Genomic DNA, 18,001 nt, shown 5'->3' with positions numbered 1-18,001 from the left:
GGCAAAGCGATTAAAGTTTCAGGCTCAGGTTGAAACCATAGCTTCGGGCCGAAGGAATGGCCATGTATTCTATACCAGGCAATGCAGTACCACCGGAGTAGCTCATGTTTTCAGGATCTACGTGAGGTACATTGTCCCACACAAACAGGTTGCGGCCTACCAGTGAAACGGCAACACCACGGAATGGCAACTTGCCCCACACTCTATCGGGAATGTTGTAACCAATTTGTAGCTCACGGAGCTTTACGAATGAGGCGTCGTACATCACACCTTCAGCAATACCACGACCGCCAGTCCAGGCAGTGTGCCATTCACGGGCACTCACTTTTTTGGTATTTGGAGAAGGCACACCATTTACAAATACCACACCCTGGCCAACTACACCATTGCCTGGCTTGCTTAAATCATATCCATCGGCACGGCCTTCGAGTGATTCGATGATGATACCGCCTTCACGACCTACGGTTTGTGTGTGGCTGTAGATTTCGCCACCACTGCGGATGTCGAAGAGGAAGCTGAGACGTACACCTTTGTAATTAAAGCTGTTGCTGATGCCCATCAGCCAATCAGGATTGTAGTTGCCGAGCTTAATGCGGTTGGTGGTTCTTACCGGACGGCCGTTGGCATCGAACACCATTTGACCAACGTACTGACCACTGGCATCGTAATAAGGAGCATTTTTATCGCTGTTTTGTACACGGGCAAAACCAATGCCGTACAAATCACCCATGCGTTCGCCTACACGGGCCTCTACGCTTACGCTACGACTGGCCATTACAAAGTTGGTGAGGCCATCACGTAATTCAATTACTTCGCTTCTGTTGGCGCTGAAATTGATGTCGGTAGTCCAGGTGAAATCTTTTTTCTTGATGGTTTGGAAATTCAACATGGCTTCCCATCCCCAGTTTTTGATTTTACCGGCATTGATGCTGCGGCTGTTGTAACCGCTGGTAAGCGACAATGGAATATTGAGAATCTGGTTTTTAGTGGTACTGGTGTAAAATGTTACATCAACACCAATACGGTTGTTGAGAAAACGAACATCAGCACCCAATTCCCAAGCCGAACTAATTTCAGGCTTCAGGTTCAGGTTGGTGAGGCGATCGGTTTCGCCATACACTTGTGATGAACCATAAGGAGTGCTGGGGTTAAACGATTGTGTGAAAGTGAAAGGATCTGTATCGTTACCCACCTGTGCAAAGCTACCCCGAACTTTTGCAAAGCTGATGGTCTTTGGTAGCTTCACCATATCGCTGATAATGGCACTCAGGGCAACTGATGAATAGAAATAAGAATTGTCTTCGTTGCCAAATGATTTCAAATCTTCGGGCAAAGTGAGGGCACTACTCCAGTCGTTGCGACCAGTAAAATCGAGGAAGATTTTATTTTGGTATGCCACACCGGCTGAACCGTAAAAACTGTTGATACGCTTGGCTACATTACGTTGTGCAGTTTCTAATGCAATACGGCTGTTGGTAAGGTTGTAAATACCGGGAATATTTAATTGCCCCGCAACGGTTTCGTTGAAGCGGCTGCTCTGGCGCATTTGGTTGCCACCAGCGTTGGCGGTTACAACAAAATCAGTTCCCAGTTCTTTATTGAAACTCAATAAGACGTCAGCGTTACGTTCTTCGTTGATGATGCTTACCTCACGGTACTGACCAAAAGGAAAACGCTGTGTGCTAAAGCCGCGGCGGTATTCCCGACGTTCGTTGCTCCAATCGGTGGCAGCACGAACCTGCAGGTTCAACCACTTTGTAAAATCATATTTCAATGATGCATTTCCAATGATGCGATCATAGTATTGACCATTGGTATTTTCGTACACGGTGAGGTACGGGTTGTCGTGGTAGTTGTAGTTCCAGCTGTACTGACGCAGGCCGTCTGCACCCTTCATCCATAAGCGTTTCATGTCAGACACTTTTACCGATGCTGGCAGCCAGCAGTTGAAGAGATACATCAAACTTTCGGTACCATAACTGATAGAAGGACGGTTGCCACTTTCACTTTTGATATAGCTGACAAAAGCCTTTGCAGATAACTTATCGTTGAAGTTGTAACCACCAGAAAACGAAACTGTATTCCGTTTCAAATCGGTGTTGGGCACCATGCCTTTTTGATCGAGGTTGGTATAGCTCAAACGGAAATCGCCGTTTTTATTACCACCTACCAAGGCTACGTTGTTGGTGAATGTTTTACCTGTTTCCAAAAAGTTTTTCAGGTTGTCGATATCGGGCTCCCACAGTGTTGGTGTAATGACACTACCTGCAGGTGCATTCAAATCACCACCAAAAAAATCAATGGGCTGACCATTGAGGGTACGGGGCGAGTTGAACTGCGGATACAACTGACCACGAAAAGCAGGGCCCCAACCTTCATCGGTACCATCGGTAAGGCCTGCACCACCACCGTTTACAAAAGCAAAATCGCCACCGTTGCCATTGCCCTGTCCATATACTTTTTGATACTCAGGCAATTTCAATGCCGTTTCGAAAGTGGCGTTGGTATTGATTTCTACGCCAATGCCTTTTGATTTTTTACCTGATTTTGTTTTAATCAAAATCACACCATTGGCAGCACGTGAACCATACAATGCAGAAGCCGCAGGTCCTTTGAGTACACTCATGCTTTCAATATCGTCGGGGTTGATAAATCCGGCGCCGTTACCAAAATCCACTTCCATATTGCCACGGCCGCTGGCACCGGTAATAGCGTTGCTCACAGGCACACCATCTATCACATACAAGGGCTGGTTTTTATTAAGATCAACAGAACGTTCTCCACGAATGGTAACACGAGAAGAACCACCCACACCCGATGCACTACCCACCACAGTAACACCGGCCACTTTACCAGCCAGTTGGTTTACTACGTTGGTTTCACGGGCTACAGTCAGGTCTTCGCCTTTTACATCCTGTATGGCGTAGCCGAGCTTCTTTTTCTCTTTGCGAATGCCCAAAGCCGTTACCACTACTTCACCCAATTGCGAAGCATTAGTACTGAGGTCAATTTCCAAATAGGCTACACTACTTACTTGAACTGTTTCAGTAACATAACCTACATAACTAATTTCAAGTCGATCACCTTTTTGTGCATTCAGCGTAAACTCGCCTTCACCGGAAGTAGTCACGATACTTCCTTTCGATAACAACTTAACGGTAACGCCTGCCAGCGGCGCATTGGTATTGGCATCAATCACCTTTCCACGTATGCCGGCATCCTGCGCCAGCACTGCATTTGCCGTAAATAATACACATAAAAAAACAATGGAGAAAACCCACTGCCAAGGGAGTAGTCGCTGCTTCATAAACAGTTTTAATTTGCGGCAAACCTATCCGGCGTGTATTACCGAATCGTTGTGGTGGCATTAACAAAACATCATTGGAATGTTACCAGAATGAATGCTTTACAATTCAGTAATTATTTCATAACAAACAACTGAAACTGTAATACAACCATTGCGCTATACTTACCACCCGTAGCAAAACGATTGGCAGTATTTTCTACCCAAATACCGTTGTGTGGGTATTGGGGTGTAGTTTTAATGAAGCACTTTAGTAAATATGAAAAAGCAACTTCCGCTACTCCGCTATTGCATCAGGTGTTGTATGCTGCTGCTCATCACAGCAAGCTCATTACATGCAAACGCTAAGAAAACACCTACCCATTTTGGTACGGTACAATCTTTTTTAGGTTCCTACACAGGTGAAATTGCCATTGACTTAGATGGCCCCAACGATGAGATGCTAAGTATTACACTATTTGAAGAAAAGGTGAAGGAAAAAGGCGGCTGGCAAAAAACGAAGCAATCTATTAAGCTCAATATGGCATCCATATTGTTGATCACCATTGACAGCATCAGCTACAAAATAGCCAGCATAGAGTATGCAGAAAACAAACGCTACGAATACTGTTGCCTTCGGCTGAAAGAAGGCAGCCCAAAACTTGGACTTTATCAATGGGGCACAAAAGACGATCCTGAAAAATGGATTTTACATTACAGAAATCTTTCGAGCTACACCATGCTCAGCAGTCCTACTCTCGAAGGCAATAAAATTAGTATGTATGCCTTGTTTGTAAAATGCCCGGCAATAAAAGAACGATTGAGACTGACAAAGAATGGATTCATTACTGCAGAAATGAACACCGCAGAAAGGCTGGCAGCCGTTCGCCAACTTATACAGGAGTCGGCAGGGTGCTTACAATAATAAAACAGCCGCTCACCTTATTGGCAAGCGGCTGTTATGTAACACACACACAATTGCTTAGCTTAAAATACTTCTGCTGATTACAATGCGCTGCACTTCGCTGGTGCCTTCGTATATCTGCGTAATCTTGGCATCCCGCATCAGGCGTTCTACATGAAATTCTTTTACATAACCGTAACCACCGTGCACTTGTACGGCCTCGGTACTGCACCACATAGCCGCTTCGCTGGCAAATACTTTGGCCATGCTTGAGCTAAGTGTGTAATCAATGCCGTTGTCTTTTTCCCATGCGGCTTTCAGGCACAGCAATCTTGCGGCTTCCACTTTAGTAGCCATATCGGCCAACTTAAACTGAATGGCCTGGTGGTGCATAATTTCTTTGCCAAACGCTTTCCGTTCTTTTGAATATTTCAGCGCCAGCTCATAGCTGCCGGCGGCAATACCCAGTGCTTGTGCGGCAATACCAATGCGGCCGCCGGCCAGGGTTTTCATAGCAAACTTGAAACCAAATCCATCTTCGCCAATGCGGTTGGCCTTAGGCACTTTTACATCGGTAAAACTAATGCTATGTGTATCGCTACCGCGAATGCCCATCTTGTTTTCTTTGGCACCCACCGACACGCCGGGCCAGTTTTTTTCTACAATAAATGCGTTAATGCCCTTACTGCCCTTGCTGGCATCGGTTTGGGCCATAACCAAATACACACTGGCACTGCTACCATTGGTAATCCAGTTTTTGATACCATTGAGTAAATAGTGATCACCCATATCTATAGCGGTGGTACGCTGGCTGGTAGCATCGCTTCCTGCTTCGGGTTCGCTCAGCAAAAACGCCCCAATGTAGAGTTCGCCATCTTTTTTGCCCTGCGCCAATGGCACCAGGTATTGCTGCTTTTGCTCTTCGGTACAATACTCTTGCAAACCATAGCACACCAGGCTGTTGTTTACACTCATGCACACACTCACACTCGCATCAATCTTGCTGATTTCTTCCATGGCCAATACATAGCTCACCGTATCCATGCCACTGCCGCCATACTCCGGTTTCACCATCATGCCCATAAAGCCCAGGTCGGCCAGCTGGCTCACCTGCTCTTTTGGAAAAATCATCTTGTCGTCTCGTTCTATTACACCCGGCAAGCATTCCTGCTGCGCAAAATCACGGGCTGCCTGGCGAACGGCCAGTTGCTCTTCGGTTAATTGAAAATTCATAAGGCAATCGATAATAAGTGTCAAAAATAGCGGCGATGGGTGCTGCAAAATTGTTGACGATTGAACTATTTGTGTACAATTAGCAATTCTTTTTCTCCAATCAGCTACGGGCAAACAGCCATCCAACCCCCTCGCCCATTTACTGATGTATTTCTGCCAGAAGGCTGTAAAAAAATAGAATTCGTTCAATGGCAAATTTTCCGGCCCATTTACACACAACAGTTTTACAGCATATTTGTAGTCAACGATTGAAGTATGTCATTACAATTAAGCCGCCAGGAGTTTGGCCGCCCCGAAGATGCCGGCCGTGTGCTCAGCCGCCAAGAAGCCTTCCAACTCTTTCATGATTGGGTGCTCAACCCCAAGCTGCAACTGCACATGCTGCAGGTGGCACAGCTCATGCGTAGCTGGGCGGCTGCAAAAGAACAAGCCACCGAAACCGACCAATGGCGTTGGGAAATGGCCGGCCTGCTGCACGACGCCGACTGGGACCAATGGCCCGAGCTGCATTGTAAAAAAATCATTGAACATCTCGAAGCCTTACACATCGACCCTGAAATTATTCGGGCCATTGCCAGCCATGGCCATGCTCATTTTGGAGTTGTACCTGTAACCCGCATGGACAAAATGCTCTTTGCATTTGATGAACTCAGCGGCCTCATTCATGCCTACAGCCTGATGCGACCAGGTGGCTACGAAGGCATGGATGTAAAAGGCGTAAAAAAGCGGTTGAAAGAAAAAAGCTTCGCCGCCAATGTAAGCCGCGACGACATCAACGATGCCTGTGAAAGAGCCGGCATTGCATTGGAGGATTTGATTGCCTTCATCATTCCCATACAAGCAACGGTAACCCTTTAAACGACCAATTGTTTCATGAAAAAAGCAAAGAAAATACTGCTGTACATAGCCGTTTCGTTAGCAACTGCTACCCTGCTGGCCTATGCCACAGGCAACAGCTATATGGTAAAATCTGCCCTGTACAATTTTGCCAATGTAGATGACTACAAAAAGTTTGACAACGACACGGTAGCCATTGCGGTACCTCAGCCCATTGCCAACAGCAGCCGTTACAACAAAGCCACGCTGCCAGACTCTATGAAAGCCTATCTGCAATCCATTGAAACGGGTGCATTGCTGGTCATCAAAAACGATTCGGTGGTATTTGAAGAGTACTGGGATGAGTTTAGTGCCGATGGATTGTCGGGTTCATTTTCTGTAGCCAAAAGCATTACCAGCATGTTGCTGGGCATTGCCGTGCAAGAAGGCCACATTAAATCAATCGATGATAAGGTGCAACAATACCTGCCTTGGTTTACCGGCGGCGGCAAAGAAAACGTAAGCATCCGCCACCTGCTCACCATGAGCAGTGGCACCGATTTTAGTGAGTCTTACATCAATCCTTTTTCCATTACCGCCAACTTGTATTATGGCGATGATTTGGTAAGCACCGCCAATGATGTAAGCATGGCCACAAAGCCCGGCACTTTGCATAAATACAAAAGTGGTGACACTCAATTGCTCGGGCTGATTGTAGAAAAAGTAACCGGCAAAAAACTGGCACAATATGCATCAGAAAAACTCTGGCAACCATTGGGCGCCACCCATGCAGCTTTGTGGAGCACTGATAAAGCCGGCGGCAATACCAAGGCCTATTGTTGCTTCAATACCAATGCCCGTGACTTTGCCAAGCTGGGCCAGTTAATGCTGCATGGCGGTCAATGGAATGGTCGTCAACTCATTGACTCGGCGTATGTGGCGGCCAGTGGCAAAGCTTGCAACATACCCGACGAATCGGGCCAACCCTGCCAATACTATGGTTATCAGTGGTGGGTATCGCCAGAGCATGATGGTGTGTTTTATGCACGGGGCATCCTGGGGCAATACATCATGGTGATTCCCTCTCAAAATGCAGTGGTGGTGCGTTTGGGTAAAGTAAAAAGCCAGGTGCTGCGCAATGCCACACCTAAAATTGTGTACGATATCATGAACTGGATACCACAACTCTGATGCAACCCATTTTATTTGATGACGAATATTGGAGCCAACGCTACCAGGCACATACCGATGCATGGGACATGGGCATGCCATCGCCACCGTTGACGCAGTATATCGATCAGCTGACAGATAAAAACCTACGCATGCTCATACCCGGCTGTGGCAATGCGTATGAAGCCATTTACTTGCTGCAGCAAGGTTTTACCAATGTTACCCTCATTGATATCTCGGCCTATCTGGTACAGCAATTACAACAAAACCCTATGTTGCAGCAGGCCCGCATTTTGCACCAAAACTTTTTTGACCACACTGAAAAATATGACCTCATTTTGGAGCAAACCTTCTTTTGCGCCTTGCATCCATCGCAGCGAAAAGCGTATGCACAGCATATGCATCAGCTGTTAGCGCCAAATGGCAAGCTCGTAGGATTATTATTTAATGACCATTTCGAACAATCACCCCCATTTGGCGGTTCCGCAAACGATTACTTAGCATTGTTTTCAACAGATTTTCACATAAAACAAATGGCAGCCTGCTATAATTCTGTTCCTGCAAGAAAAGGAAGAGAACTATTCTTTATCTTAACCCGCAAATAAGGAACCCTGCAATTCTATGATTTCACCTGAAACACTGGCAACAGCCAAAATTTCTATAGCTGCTATCGGTATTGGGCTAATTGTGCTGAAAACAATCAACATCCTTCGTTACAACAGTGGCAAAGAAGATGAACCTGTAGCGTTTAATCTCTTCGGCCGTTTTTCCAATATGGAAATTGACGGGTCCTATTCAGCCAAAAGACGGAGTACGCTGATGCTATGCAACCGGCTTACGTCATTGTTTTACCTCTGCATTCTTGCATTTATTGCAGTCATGATGATTCCAATTCTTGCTGCCAAAATGGGCATTGTATAACCACCGGTTTTCTACGTTGACATTCTTGAACAATCATTTTGTACACCTGCCAACCTAAAGCAGGGTGAGCGGTTATATTTGCTATACAACAGCTTGCCTATGAACCTGGAATTCAATCGCAATGAAGATGCGATGAAACTGGCCTGGAGCCAGGTAAAACAACGTGTAGCACAAATAGCCAAAGGTGGTGGCGACAAAGCCATAGCCCGCCAAAAAGAACGCAACAAACTCACCCCGAGAGAACGCATTCAATACCTGATTGATAATGACAAACCTTTCATAGAACTCGGTGCTTTTGCCGGCTATGAAATGTATGAAGCCGAAGGTGGCTGTCCTGCAGGTGGCACGATATCCGGCATTGGCTATATCAGCGGCAGGCAATGCATGATTGTGGCCAACGATCAAACGGTGAAAGCCGGTGCGTGGTTTCCTATTACTGGCAAAAAGAATTTACGCATGCAAGAAATTGCCATGGAAAATCATTTGCCTGTGATCTACCTCGTTGATAGTGCCGGTGTATACCTGCCCATGCAAGATGAAATCTTTCCCGACAAAGAACATTTTGGTCGCATATTCCGCAACAATGCCAAAATGAGTGCCATGGGCATTCCGCAAATTGCAGCGGTAATGGGCGCCTGTGTGGCGGGTGGTGCCTACCTGCCCATCATGAGCGATGAAACGCTGATGGTAGAAGGCAATGGCAGCATTTTTTTAGCAGGCCCTTATTTGGTAAAAGCGGCCATTGGTGAAGACGTTGATGCAGAAACTCTGGGTGGTGCCAACACACACAATGCTATCAGCGGTATTGCTGATTACAAGTTTGCCACCGAGCAGGCATGTCTCGATCAGGTAAAGCGGTTGGTAGCCAAACTCGGCCCAACTGCAACTGCAGGTTTCAACCGCAGCGCAGCTGTTGCGCCAGCGCTGCCTGCCGATTATATCTATGGCATTCAGGCGCCCAACAACAGCAAGCCCTACGATATGCAAACGCTCATTGATTGCATTGTAGATGCCAACAGTTTTGATGCTTTTAAAAACGATTATGGCAAAAGCATTATCTGTGGTTATGCCCGCATTGATGGCTGGGCAGTGGGCATTGTAGCCAACCAACGATTGGTGGTAAAAAGTGCCAAAGGCGAAATGCAAATGGGCGGCGTTATTTACAACGACAGTGCAGATAAAGCAGCCCGCTTCATCATGAACTGCAACCAGAAAAAAATACCGTTGCTGTTTTTGCAGGACGTAACCGGCTTTATGGTGGGCAGCCGCAGTGAACACAGCGGCATTATAAAAGATGGTGCCAAGTTGGTGAATGCGGTGGCCAATTCTGTAGTACCAAAAATCACCATCATTGTAGGCAACAGCTTTGGTGCGGGCAACTATGCCATGTGTGGCAAAGCCTATGACCCACGGTTTATTTATGCATGGCCTTCGGCAAAAATTGCGGTGATGGGTGGCGAACAAGCCGCCAAAACATTGCTGCAAATACAAGTAGCCAATATGAAAGCACAAGGCAAAACGGTGAGCCCCGAAGATGAACAGCAATTGCTGAACGACATTAAAAACCGCTACGAAAAACAAACTAGTCCTTATTATGCAGCGGCCAGACTTTGGGTAGATGCCATTATTGATCCGGCAGCAACACGAACCGTTATTAGCGAAGCCATTACAGCAGCCAATCACAACCCGCAGCTGGATGATTTCAAAACGGGGGTGTTTCAGGTGTAGAATAATGATTATTGGATGTTGAGGATACCAGCCGAAAATACATTCGGCTCGGAGTGATGTTAGTTCAGGAATTGTACACCCCGAACAATGAGATTGTTGAACATCATAAGCCCTGTAGATGAGCTGGATGTGTACAGCCGAAGTTGTATTGGCGAAAGTTTTTTGCGTTTCGCAATTTGTTACAACGAACGAACGGACAATGAGTTATGAAAAATTGCGAAAGTGTAAAGGGCTGAAAACTTTCGTCTATTTTTGAGTTAGCGGCAAGCGTAAAGACGACACCACGAATTAATAAACAGTAAAACAAGATTTATATGACAACCCTTAAATCGGCAGACTACAAAACCATTTTTGAAAAACTTGAAAAGACTTTTTTTTCCCAGTCCGACTTAACAGCAAGTGAACTAACTAAAAGCCTTGAAAGCTTCAAAAAGATTAAAAAACAAAAACGAGAAGACAACGACTATTTCTGGGTAATGGTTTATGTGACTTTTTATTCAGGTTTTAAAGCCAAAACGGTTACGGACAAAATACAAGAGATTGAAAAAATATTCGGTGACTATGAAAAGGTTGCCAAATATGATGAAACAAAAGTTCAGAAAATTATTGCCAGCAAAAAGGTCATTGGACACAGGCTAAAAATTAATGGAATTATTCATAATGCAAACCAAATTAAAGTTATCAAAAAGCAATTTGGCACATTTGACAAATATCTCAATTCATTTGGCGACACAGACAATGACAAAAATTTATTTGAGCTTATCAAAGACTTAAAAAAGCGGTTTAAATACCTTGGCGGTATAACTGTTTTTCATTTCCTAACTGACATCGGATATAACGTGCTAAAACCCGACAGAGTGCTCTGCCGTATTTTTTATAGACTGGGATTAGTTGACAGTGAAGAAGATTTGTTAGGAGTAATTGCAGCAGGACGCAAGTTTGCATCAGCCACAGGACTTCCAATTCGTTACATCGACATTATTTTTGTTGCTTATGGACAAGTAGATGCAAAACCTGAATTTGGCTTAAAAGAAGGAATTTGTTTGTCAAGTAACCCTAAATGTGAGCTTTGTGGTATTTACAAATTCTGTCAATTCAAGAAAAAGAAAAAATTAGCGTGACATCCATGTACAAAAATGGTCGAATAGAAAGAACGCCAGCCTGTAACAAGGTATTGCCAAAATCGGGGGTGACGAGCTACTATGACACTTTTGTGCTTAACCGAACTTTAGTTTTTCAAATCAAAAGTAGTGCAGAGACGCCCCGCCTTCGGCAATACCCGAACCGTTGGCATCATTGATCCGATTGTATCCTGGCCTTTAACACAAAAAGGCATTGGGCAAGTGTTATCCTTAATCCACCTGTGTGGGTATCGCATGCCGCTGCCCTCTCCATTTTTCCTACATTCGCCGCCGCTATGATGGCATCCAAAGAAGTATTTCGTCCACAAGTAATTATTTACACCGATGGCAGCAGCCGCGGCAACCCCGGCCCCGGTGGCTATGGTGTGGTGCTCATGGCCGGCACGCTGCGCAAAGAATTGGCCGAAGGCTTCCGCCGCACCACCAACAACCGTATGGAACTGCTGGCCGTTATCAAAGGGCTTGAAGCACTCAAGAAACCCAACACCAGAGTCGTAGTATACAGCGATAGCAAATATGTGGTGGATGCTGTGGAAAAAGGCTGGCTCAACGGATGGCTGCGCAACAACTTTGCCGGGGGCAAAAAAAACCCCGATTTATGGCGGCGTTTTCATGCCATTTACAAGCAACATCAGGTGCGTTTTGTATGGGTAAAAGGCCATGCCGATAACCCCTACAACAACCGCTGCGACGAACTTGCTACATCTGCGGCCGATGGCAGCAATTTGTTGGTAGATGAAGAATTTGAAGCCAATAATTAGGAAATACAACGTACTTGCTTGAGGCTGCATTTGCACTATGCTATTTCATACTGATGTAAATACAGGTTTCCGACTTTCCCCCACAAAAAAACCCCTCAGATGTACATCCGAGGGGCCAATGTCGTTTTTCGCGTTGGAGCGAAATCCGTACATATTATCCCAAATTATGAGCTACCGCTTCGCTTGGGATACATGCAGGGGTGCATTATCCCAAATACGACTTCAGCGAGTTGCTGTAGCGGGCTTTTTGCAAACGCTTAATAGCTCTTTCTTTAATCTGACGGATACGCTCCTTGGTCAAATCATACTTCTGACCAATTTGCTCAATGGTTACACCATTTTCTCCATCCAAACCAAAGTAAGCCGATACGATTTCTGCTTCACGAGGGCTCAACGATTTCAGCACACGGCGAATTTCTTCACGAAGTGAGTCTTTCATCACATCGTCGTCAGTGTCGTCGCTACCTTCCAGCAGGTCACCCATGGCCACGTCTTCGGCTTCGTGCACGGGTGCATCGAGGCTGCTGTGGCGGGTGTTGCTCTGGAAAATGTTGTTGATTTCGGTTTCGCTCATTTCAAGAATATCAGCCAGTTCTTCTGTAGAAGGTTCCCGCTCATGTTCTTGCTCGAAAGCCATGTAAGCCTTGTTGGCTTTGTTGTAGGTGCCAATTTTGTTTTGAGGCAGGCGGACTAATCTACCCTGCTCTGCCAACGCCTGCAGGATGGACTGGCGAATCCACCATACAGCGTAAGAAATGAATTTGAAACCCTTGGTTTCATCAAAACGCTGGGCTGCTTTGATCAGCCCCAGATTACCTTCATTAATCAGATCGCTCAGCGACAAACCCTGGTGTTGGTACTGCTTGGCTACTGATACCACAAAGCGCAGGTTGGCGGTGGTCAGGCGTTCCAGAGCCTTCTGATCACCCATTTTGATGCGTTGCGCCAAAATGGTTTCCTCTTCCGGAGTGATCATGCCAATTTTGGAAATTTCCTGTAAGTACTTCTCTACCGCCTGCGAATCACGGTTCGTGATCTGGGTAGCAATTTTTAATTGCCTCATATTAAAATGGTTCTCCTTTTACGAGTTTGGAAGATAGGTGCTGCCCCACTTCTTTTTCATGCCCTGTATCATTGGTTTGTTCACAATGTGAATAAAGCCATTGCAAAAGGGCTGCAAAGGTACTGTTCATTTTCTGCTTTTCATAGCCTGTTTTCATTTAATCGGCCGGCACCTGCTGCATTCCTGGTGTATAAGACGCTATTACCAACAGTTTTACTGCAAAAAGGTACAGGAAGCTCCAAAAAATGACAGTCCATTAACGAAACGGGAAGCATTGGGGTGGAAAACTTTTGCCCGCATGGGCCACAAAAGGGCAAAACCGGTAGGGGCCATCGAAGCCCCGCAACGAGTTGACTGTGCTTGGTTATTTTCGTGGCCGTTATTCTTCAACACAAGCAAATAATATGGCCATAGAACTCCGCTCCGATACATTTACCCAACCCACGCCCGGCATGCTGCAAGCCATGATGGCTGCACCTGTAGGCGACGACGTGTTTGGCGAAGACCCCACGGTAAACGAACTCGAAACCATGCTGGCCCAACAATTTGGCATGGAAGCAGGTCTGTTTTGTCCCAGTGGAACCATGACCAATCAGATTGGCATTAAAATGCATACCCAGCCCGGCGACGATGTGATTTGCGACCAGCTGAGCCATGTGTACCAATACGAAGGCGGTGGCATTGCCGTTAATTCTGCCTGTTCGGTAACGCTGCTGCAGGGCAACCGTGGCCGCATTACTGCCCCACAAGTGGCCGCAGCCATTCAACCCGATGATGTACACAAACCGCACAGCAGCCTGGTGGTACTGGAAAATACCAGCAACCGTGGCGGTGGTGCCTGCTACAACTTCGCCGACATTGAAGCCATTAAAGAAGTGTGCGTAGCCAATGGCCTGAAGCTGCACCTGGATGGTGCCCGCCTGTGGAATGCACTGGTAGCCAAGCAGGAAACACCCGCCCAATATGGCCGTGTGTTCAACAGCATTTCTGTTTGCCTGAGCAAGGGCATGGGCACTCCCGTAGGCAGTGTGCTGCTCGGCACTGCTGCCGACATAAAAAAAGCCCGCCGCATACGCAAGGTGCTGGGTGGTGGCATGCGGCAGGCCGGTTATCTGGCAGCAGCAGGTATCTATGCCGTTAATCATCATTTGCCGCTGCTAGCCAAAGACCATGCCCATGCGGCAGCCGTAGCGCAGGTATTGCAAAGCAAGAGCTGGGTAAAAGAAGTGCTGCCAGTAGAAACCAATATCCTCATTTTCAACACTACCGATGCCATGCCCGCCGCCAAGTTGGTGCAGCAATTGCAGGAGCAGGATGTGCGTTGCCTTGCCATCAATTCGCAGAGCATACGGTTTGTGTTTCACCTTGGTGTAAGCGATACCGACACCGATAAACTGTGCGACATACTGCAGCAAATGCCAGCGTAAGCCATTTACCGAAACATGAGTTACATCAGGCGGCAGTTGGCATTTCTGGCTAACTTGCGGCCGCAAATCACAAGCAAAACACAAGCAATCTATGTTCCCGAAAATAGCTCCAACCAATACGCAGGCATGGCAACAGCTGGCCACGCATGCACAACGCATGAAGCAGCTGCACATCAAAGACCTGTTTGCACAAACGCCCGACCGTTTTCAACAGTTTAGCCTCAGCGAAGGCGATGTGTTGCTCGACTATTCTAAAAACATCATTACCGAAGAAACGCTGACACTGCTGCAACAGTTGGCCAATGAATGTGGCCTGCCACAAGCCATTGAAGCCATGTTTGGCGGCGAAGCCATCAACCATACCGAAAACCGCAGCGTATTGCATGTGGCTCTTCGCTCCAACCCTACTGATACATTTACAGCACAGGGCGAAAATGTAGTGCCGCAAGTGCATGCCGTGCTGCAACAAATGGAAGCCTTTTGCCAACGCATCCATAGCGGCGAATGGAAAGGCTACACCGGCAAGCCCATCAAATACATTGTGAACATTGGTATTGGTGGCAGCGACCTTGGCCCCGTGATGGTCACCGAGGCATTGAAGCCTTACTGGGTGCCCGGCATACAAACCTATTTTGTAAGCAATATCGACGGTACGCACATGGCGGAAACGTTGAAAAAAGTAACGCCGGATGAAACGCTGTTTTTGGTAGCCAGCAAAACCTTTACCACGCAAGAAACCATGACGAATGCTCACACGGCTCGTAGCTGGTTTCTGGAGCATGCGAAGGATGAAGCTTTTGTAGCCAAACATTTTGCTGCCCTCAGCACCAATGAAAAGGCCGTTACAGCATTTGGTATTCACCCCAGCAACATGTTTGCGTTTTGGGATTGGGTGGGCGGTCGCTACAGCTTATGGAGTGCCATTGGACTGAGCATTGCCCTCACCATTGGCTACAACAATTTTGCGCAACTACTGCAGGGTGCCCGCAGCATGGACCAGCATTTTCGCCACAGCTCGTTTGATAAAAACATGCCCGTACTGCTGGCTTTAATTGGCCTCTGGTACACGAATTTTTTTGATGCTGCCAGCGAAGCCATTTTGCCTTACGACCAATACCTGCACCGCTTTGCTGCTTATTTCCAACAAGGCAATATGGAAAGCAACGGTAAAACCACAGATCGCAATGGCAACCGGGTGACCTACAGCACTGGCCCCATTATTTGGGGTGAACCCGGCACCAACGGGCAGCATGCTTTTTACCAGCTCATTCATCAGGGCACACAGCTGATACCCTGCGATTTTATTGCACCCGCTATCAGCCACAACCCCATTGGCGATCATCATGAAAAACTGTTGAGCAACTTTTTTGCGCAAACAGAAGCCCTCATGAATGGCAAAACGGCAGCAGCCTGTGCTGCAGAAAATGTACCGGCGGATTTGATTCCATTCAAAGTGTTTGAAGGCAACAAACCTACCAACAGCATTTTGGTAAAACAGATAACGCCCTTTGTATTGGGGCAACTGATTGCCATGTACGAACACAAGATTTTTGTGCAAGGCGTCATCTGGAATATTTACAGCTTCGATCAGTGGGGTGTAGAGCTGGGCAAGCAGCTGGCCAATAAAATTTTGCCTGAGTTGAAAGATGCCGACAGCATCAGCAGCCACGACAGCAGCACCAACGGTTTGATCAACGCCTTTAAAAATTGGCGTAAAGGATAACTGACAATATCTATGAATATTCATCGGCCATGGCAGCAATGCCATGGCCGATTTTTTATGCGAGAAGATCGCAGAACCGTTCACACCATTCATCGTAGGTGAGAAACACGGGACCTTGCAGTGCAGGTGATTGAAAACCGGAAACTTTTTCTACTGCCCGTTGCATGGCTGCTGCCCAAGCGGCAGGCATGTTCGGTGTTTCAATGGCTTCGCCAAAACGGGCCGCATCGAAATAATCTTTTACACCTCCTACCCAAGACGAAATGCAATACAAACCACAACTCATTTGCTCAGCCAGGCTCAGGCCAAAGCCTTCCGTCCATAAGGGTGAGAACAAACCAATATCCGCCGCCTGCAAGTAGCGGTGTACTTCGTGGTTGGGTTGGCGCCCATGAAAAACAACACCCGGAATTTGCTCACCCGTATCGGCACCTACCACATGCAGGGTTGCGTGTAAGGCCTTATGATCGAGTTGTTTCCACGCTTTCAAAATCACTTCCAATCCCTTCTTTTTGCGGTGCTGGCTCGACCACACAAATTGGCATCCGTTATGCATGCCGAGTTCTTTCCGTAATGCTTGCTTTGCCGCAGGCGTCAGGGGAAAGCATCGCTTGTTGTCAATAGGATTGTGCAACACATGCGCCGTAAAAGGCAATGATGGATTGTGCTCCAGTTCGTATAAATAGGAATGCTTGCTCAAGTAAATGACTTCATCCACCCCTTCCATCAACGCTTCGTATTTATCGCTGGGTAAGTAGGTAGAATAACCACACTGGTAGTAAATGATTTTGCATTTGTGCCGCATATTCATTTGCCCCAAAAAATGCCACACAGCATGCTTGGTACGAATGGAATCAACAATACAAATGATTAACTGCTCATGTTGGGCGGCTATCTCCTGCAAGGCTGTTTTGTAGGCCTGAAATTTCCAGTGTTTCAGCAACCGGTTCATGAGTCGGTTGTGGCGCAGTTGCAGGTTGTACCTTTTGGTGCGGGCCGAATGAAATGCATCGGCACCATTATTTCCAATCACATAATCCACCACATTGCCCGGATACTGCTCCAGCAAATATGTAATGCGCTGCGACCATGATCCATAGCCCGGCGAAGGGATGGGTGCATCAGCAATCAATACTCTGGCTACAGACATGGGTTAGTTGTTTACAATCAGTACAATGTTACAGCAAAAGCAGTTGTTGAATGGTCATCAGGGAAAGCGCAGGGTGAGTTTTTCCAAGGCCACAAAAACAGCCGGGCAAAAGCTGGCATTTTTCAAGGTGATGTTTTTGCGCAGCAGCAACACATCTTCATCGGTGTAGGGAAAACGGCTACAATCGGAAGGGCGATCTTCGTAAATGCTGCAAAAATTATCGGCACCCAAAAACGGGCAGGGCGATTGCTTCACCACATAGTCGCACTCATCATCCAGCCGCAGGTAAGTGTCAATAAAGGCCGACTCCTTCATCCGGAGCACCTTGCTGATGCGTTTGATATCGGGTGTTTTAAACCGCGGCGAATAGTTTTTGCAGCAGGCCGCACAGCTCAGGCAGTCCACTTCTTCAAATACGGCCTCATGTACTTCGGGCAGCACTTTCAGCACCTTACGCACTTCTACTTTTTGCAGCCAATGCTTGTATTTCTTCTGGTATTCGGCCGCTTTCTTTTGCCAGTTTTGCGGCAGTTCATTCGCCATGTTAAACGCTATTCAATTTTATGCACACCAATGCTCACACAAAGATGGCCTTCGGATGCACTATGTTACCTTTGCAGCGCAAATTTTCAAACTTTCTACGGTCTTACTGGGTTAAAATCATGGTTCGATGCTGCTTT

Annotated in this window: 15 protein-coding genes; 10 read left to right on the top strand and 5 right to left on the bottom strand. The window is 46.8% G+C overall.

Annotation, left to right across the window (positions count from 1 at the left end):
* Positions 1 to 10 precede the first annotated feature (10 nt).
* Positions 11 to 3,307: a SusC/RagA family TonB-linked outer membrane protein gene (locus V7Q13_RS01085; protein WP_333798829.1), complete on the bottom strand. Its 3,297-nt coding sequence runs from the start codon at positions 3,305 to 3,307 to the stop codon at positions 11 to 13.
* Between the two features lie 256 nt (positions 3,308 to 3,563).
* On the opposite strand from V7Q13_RS01085, the gene V7Q13_RS01080 reads away from it, so the two are divergent.
* Positions 3,564 to 4,208, top strand: coding sequence for a hypothetical protein (locus V7Q13_RS01080; RefSeq protein WP_333798828.1), 645 nt, complete (start codon positions 3,564 to 3,566; stop codon positions 4,206 to 4,208).
* Positions 4,209 to 4,265: 57 nt separating this feature from the next.
* Here V7Q13_RS01080 and V7Q13_RS01075 read toward each other — a convergent pair whose 3' ends face one another.
* The gene (locus V7Q13_RS01075) at positions 4,266 to 5,420 is read right to left on the bottom strand and encodes an acyl-CoA dehydrogenase family protein (RefSeq protein ID WP_333798827.1); all 1,155 of its coding nucleotides are present in this window, start codon (positions 5,418 to 5,420) and stop codon (positions 4,266 to 4,268) included.
* A gap of 255 nt (positions 5,421 to 5,675) precedes the next feature.
* Here V7Q13_RS01075 and V7Q13_RS01070 point away from each other — a divergent pair, with 255 nt between their 5' ends.
* The 7 genes from V7Q13_RS01070 to rnhA all read left to right on the top strand — a co-directional run bounded on the left by V7Q13_RS01070 (position 5,676) and on the right by rnhA (position 11,958).
* A complete protein-coding gene (locus V7Q13_RS01070; RefSeq protein WP_333798826.1) occupies positions 5,676 to 6,278 on the top strand; it encodes an HD domain-containing protein in 603 nt (200 codons plus the stop codon).
* Between the two features lie 15 nt (positions 6,279 to 6,293).
* Positions 6,294 to 7,427, top strand: a complete 1,134-nt coding sequence (locus V7Q13_RS01065) for a serine hydrolase domain-containing protein (RefSeq protein WP_333798825.1) — start codon at positions 6,294 to 6,296, stop codon at positions 7,425 to 7,427.
* Positions 7,427 to 8,011 (top strand): methyltransferase, encoded by a 585-nt coding sequence (locus V7Q13_RS01060; protein ID WP_333798824.1) that lies wholly within the window; start codon positions 7,427 to 7,429, stop codon positions 8,009 to 8,011. Before V7Q13_RS01065 ends, V7Q13_RS01060 begins: the two co-directional genes overlap by 1 nt.
* Before the next feature lie 16 nt (positions 8,012 to 8,027).
* Positions 8,028 to 8,327: a hypothetical protein gene (locus V7Q13_RS01055; RefSeq protein ID WP_333798823.1), complete on the top strand. Its 300-nt coding sequence runs from the start codon at positions 8,028 to 8,030 to the stop codon at positions 8,325 to 8,327.
* A 99-nt stretch (positions 8,328 to 8,426) separates the two neighbouring features.
* On the top strand, positions 8,427 to 10,055 hold the full coding sequence (locus V7Q13_RS01050) for an acyl-CoA carboxylase subunit beta (protein ID WP_333798822.1): 1,629 nt from the start codon (positions 8,427 to 8,429) through the stop codon (positions 10,053 to 10,055).
* 314 nt (positions 10,056 to 10,369) lie between these two features.
* A complete protein-coding gene (locus tag V7Q13_RS01045) occupies positions 10,370 to 11,176 on the top strand; it encodes a DNA-3-methyladenine glycosylase I (RefSeq protein WP_333798821.1) in 807 nt (268 codons plus the stop codon).
* Positions 11,177 to 11,472: 296 nt separating this feature from the next.
* The gene (gene rnhA / locus V7Q13_RS01040; RefSeq protein WP_333798820.1) at positions 11,473 to 11,958 is read left to right on the top strand and encodes a ribonuclease HI; all 486 of its coding nucleotides are present in this window, start codon (positions 11,473 to 11,475) and stop codon (positions 11,956 to 11,958) included.
* Positions 11,959 to 12,163: 205 nt separating this feature from the next.
* Here rnhA and V7Q13_RS01035 read toward each other — a convergent pair whose 3' ends face one another.
* Positions 12,164 to 13,021, bottom strand: coding sequence for a sigma-70 family RNA polymerase sigma factor (locus V7Q13_RS01035; protein ID WP_333798819.1), 858 nt, complete (start codon positions 13,019 to 13,021; stop codon positions 12,164 to 12,166).
* Between the two features lie 404 nt (positions 13,022 to 13,425).
* On the opposite strand from V7Q13_RS01035, the gene V7Q13_RS01030 reads away from it, so the two are divergent.
* Together V7Q13_RS01030 and pgi are read left to right on the top strand one after the other, a co-directional pair.
* Complete coding sequence (locus tag V7Q13_RS01030; protein ID WP_333798818.1) at positions 13,426 to 14,448, top strand: threonine aldolase family protein; 1,023 nt, start codon at positions 13,426 to 13,428, stop codon at positions 14,446 to 14,448.
* 91 nt (positions 14,449 to 14,539) lie between these two features.
* On the top strand, positions 14,540 to 16,171 hold the full coding sequence (gene pgi / locus V7Q13_RS01025) for a glucose-6-phosphate isomerase (RefSeq protein WP_333798817.1): 1,632 nt from the start codon (positions 14,540 to 14,542) through the stop codon (positions 16,169 to 16,171).
* Positions 16,172 to 16,226: 55 nt separating this feature from the next.
* On the opposite strand, the gene V7Q13_RS01020 is transcribed toward pgi, so the two are convergent.
* Both V7Q13_RS01020 and V7Q13_RS01015 read right to left on the bottom strand, forming a co-directional pair.
* Positions 16,227 to 17,321 (bottom strand): glycosyltransferase family 4 protein, encoded by a 1,095-nt coding sequence (locus V7Q13_RS01020; RefSeq protein ID WP_333798816.1) that lies wholly within the window; start codon positions 17,319 to 17,321, stop codon positions 16,227 to 16,229.
* 57 nt (positions 17,322 to 17,378) lie between these two features.
* A complete protein-coding gene (locus V7Q13_RS01015; protein WP_333798815.1) occupies positions 17,379 to 17,864 on the bottom strand; it encodes a YkgJ family cysteine cluster protein in 486 nt (161 codons plus the stop codon).
* Between the last annotated feature and the right edge of the window lie 137 nt (positions 17,865 to 18,001).

Source organism: Phnomibacter sp. (assembly GCF_036803085.1).
GTDB lineage: Bacteria > Bacteroidota > Bacteroidia > Chitinophagales > Chitinophagaceae > Phnomibacter.
Note: the sequence above shows the minus strand (reverse complement) of the source record. Positions and strands in the feature narration are given on the sequence as shown.

Coding starts and splice junctions, on each gene's coding strand:
- V7Q13_RS01085 (WP_333798829.1), bottom strand. CDS start 3,307: ATGAAGCAGCGACTACTCCCTTGGCAGTGGGTTTTCTCCATTGTTTTT.
- V7Q13_RS01080 (WP_333798828.1), top strand. CDS start 3,564: ATGAAAAAGCAACTTCCGCTACTCCGCTATTGCATCAGGTGTTGTATG.
- V7Q13_RS01075 (WP_333798827.1), bottom strand. CDS start 5,420: ATGAATTTTCAATTAACCGAAGAGCAACTGGCCGTTCGCCAGGCAGCC.
- V7Q13_RS01070 (WP_333798826.1), top strand. CDS start 5,676: ATGTCATTACAATTAAGCCGCCAGGAGTTTGGCCGCCCCGAAGATGCC.
- V7Q13_RS01065 (WP_333798825.1), top strand. CDS start 6,294: ATGAAAAAAGCAAAGAAAATACTGCTGTACATAGCCGTTTCGTTAGCA.
- V7Q13_RS01060 (WP_333798824.1), top strand. CDS start 7,427: ATGCAACCCATTTTATTTGATGACGAATATTGGAGCCAACGCTACCAG.
- V7Q13_RS01055 (WP_333798823.1), top strand. CDS start 8,028: ATGATTTCACCTGAAACACTGGCAACAGCCAAAATTTCTATAGCTGCT.
- V7Q13_RS01050 (WP_333798822.1), top strand. CDS start 8,427: ATGAACCTGGAATTCAATCGCAATGAAGATGCGATGAAACTGGCCTGG.
- V7Q13_RS01045 (WP_333798821.1), top strand. CDS start 10,370: ATGACAACCCTTAAATCGGCAGACTACAAAACCATTTTTGAAAAACTT.
- rnhA (WP_333798820.1), top strand. CDS start 11,473: ATGATGGCATCCAAAGAAGTATTTCGTCCACAAGTAATTATTTACACC.
- V7Q13_RS01035 (WP_333798819.1), bottom strand. CDS start 13,021: ATGAGGCAATTAAAAATTGCTACCCAGATCACGAACCGTGATTCGCAG.
- V7Q13_RS01030 (WP_333798818.1), top strand. CDS start 13,426: ATGGCCATAGAACTCCGCTCCGATACATTTACCCAACCCACGCCCGGC.
- pgi (WP_333798817.1), top strand. CDS start 14,540: ATGTTCCCGAAAATAGCTCCAACCAATACGCAGGCATGGCAACAGCTG.
- V7Q13_RS01020 (WP_333798816.1), bottom strand. CDS start 17,321: ATGTCTGTAGCCAGAGTATTGATTGCTGATGCACCCATCCCTTCGCCG.
- V7Q13_RS01015 (WP_333798815.1), bottom strand. CDS start 17,864: ATGGCGAATGAACTGCCGCAAAACTGGCAAAAGAAAGCGGCCGAATAC.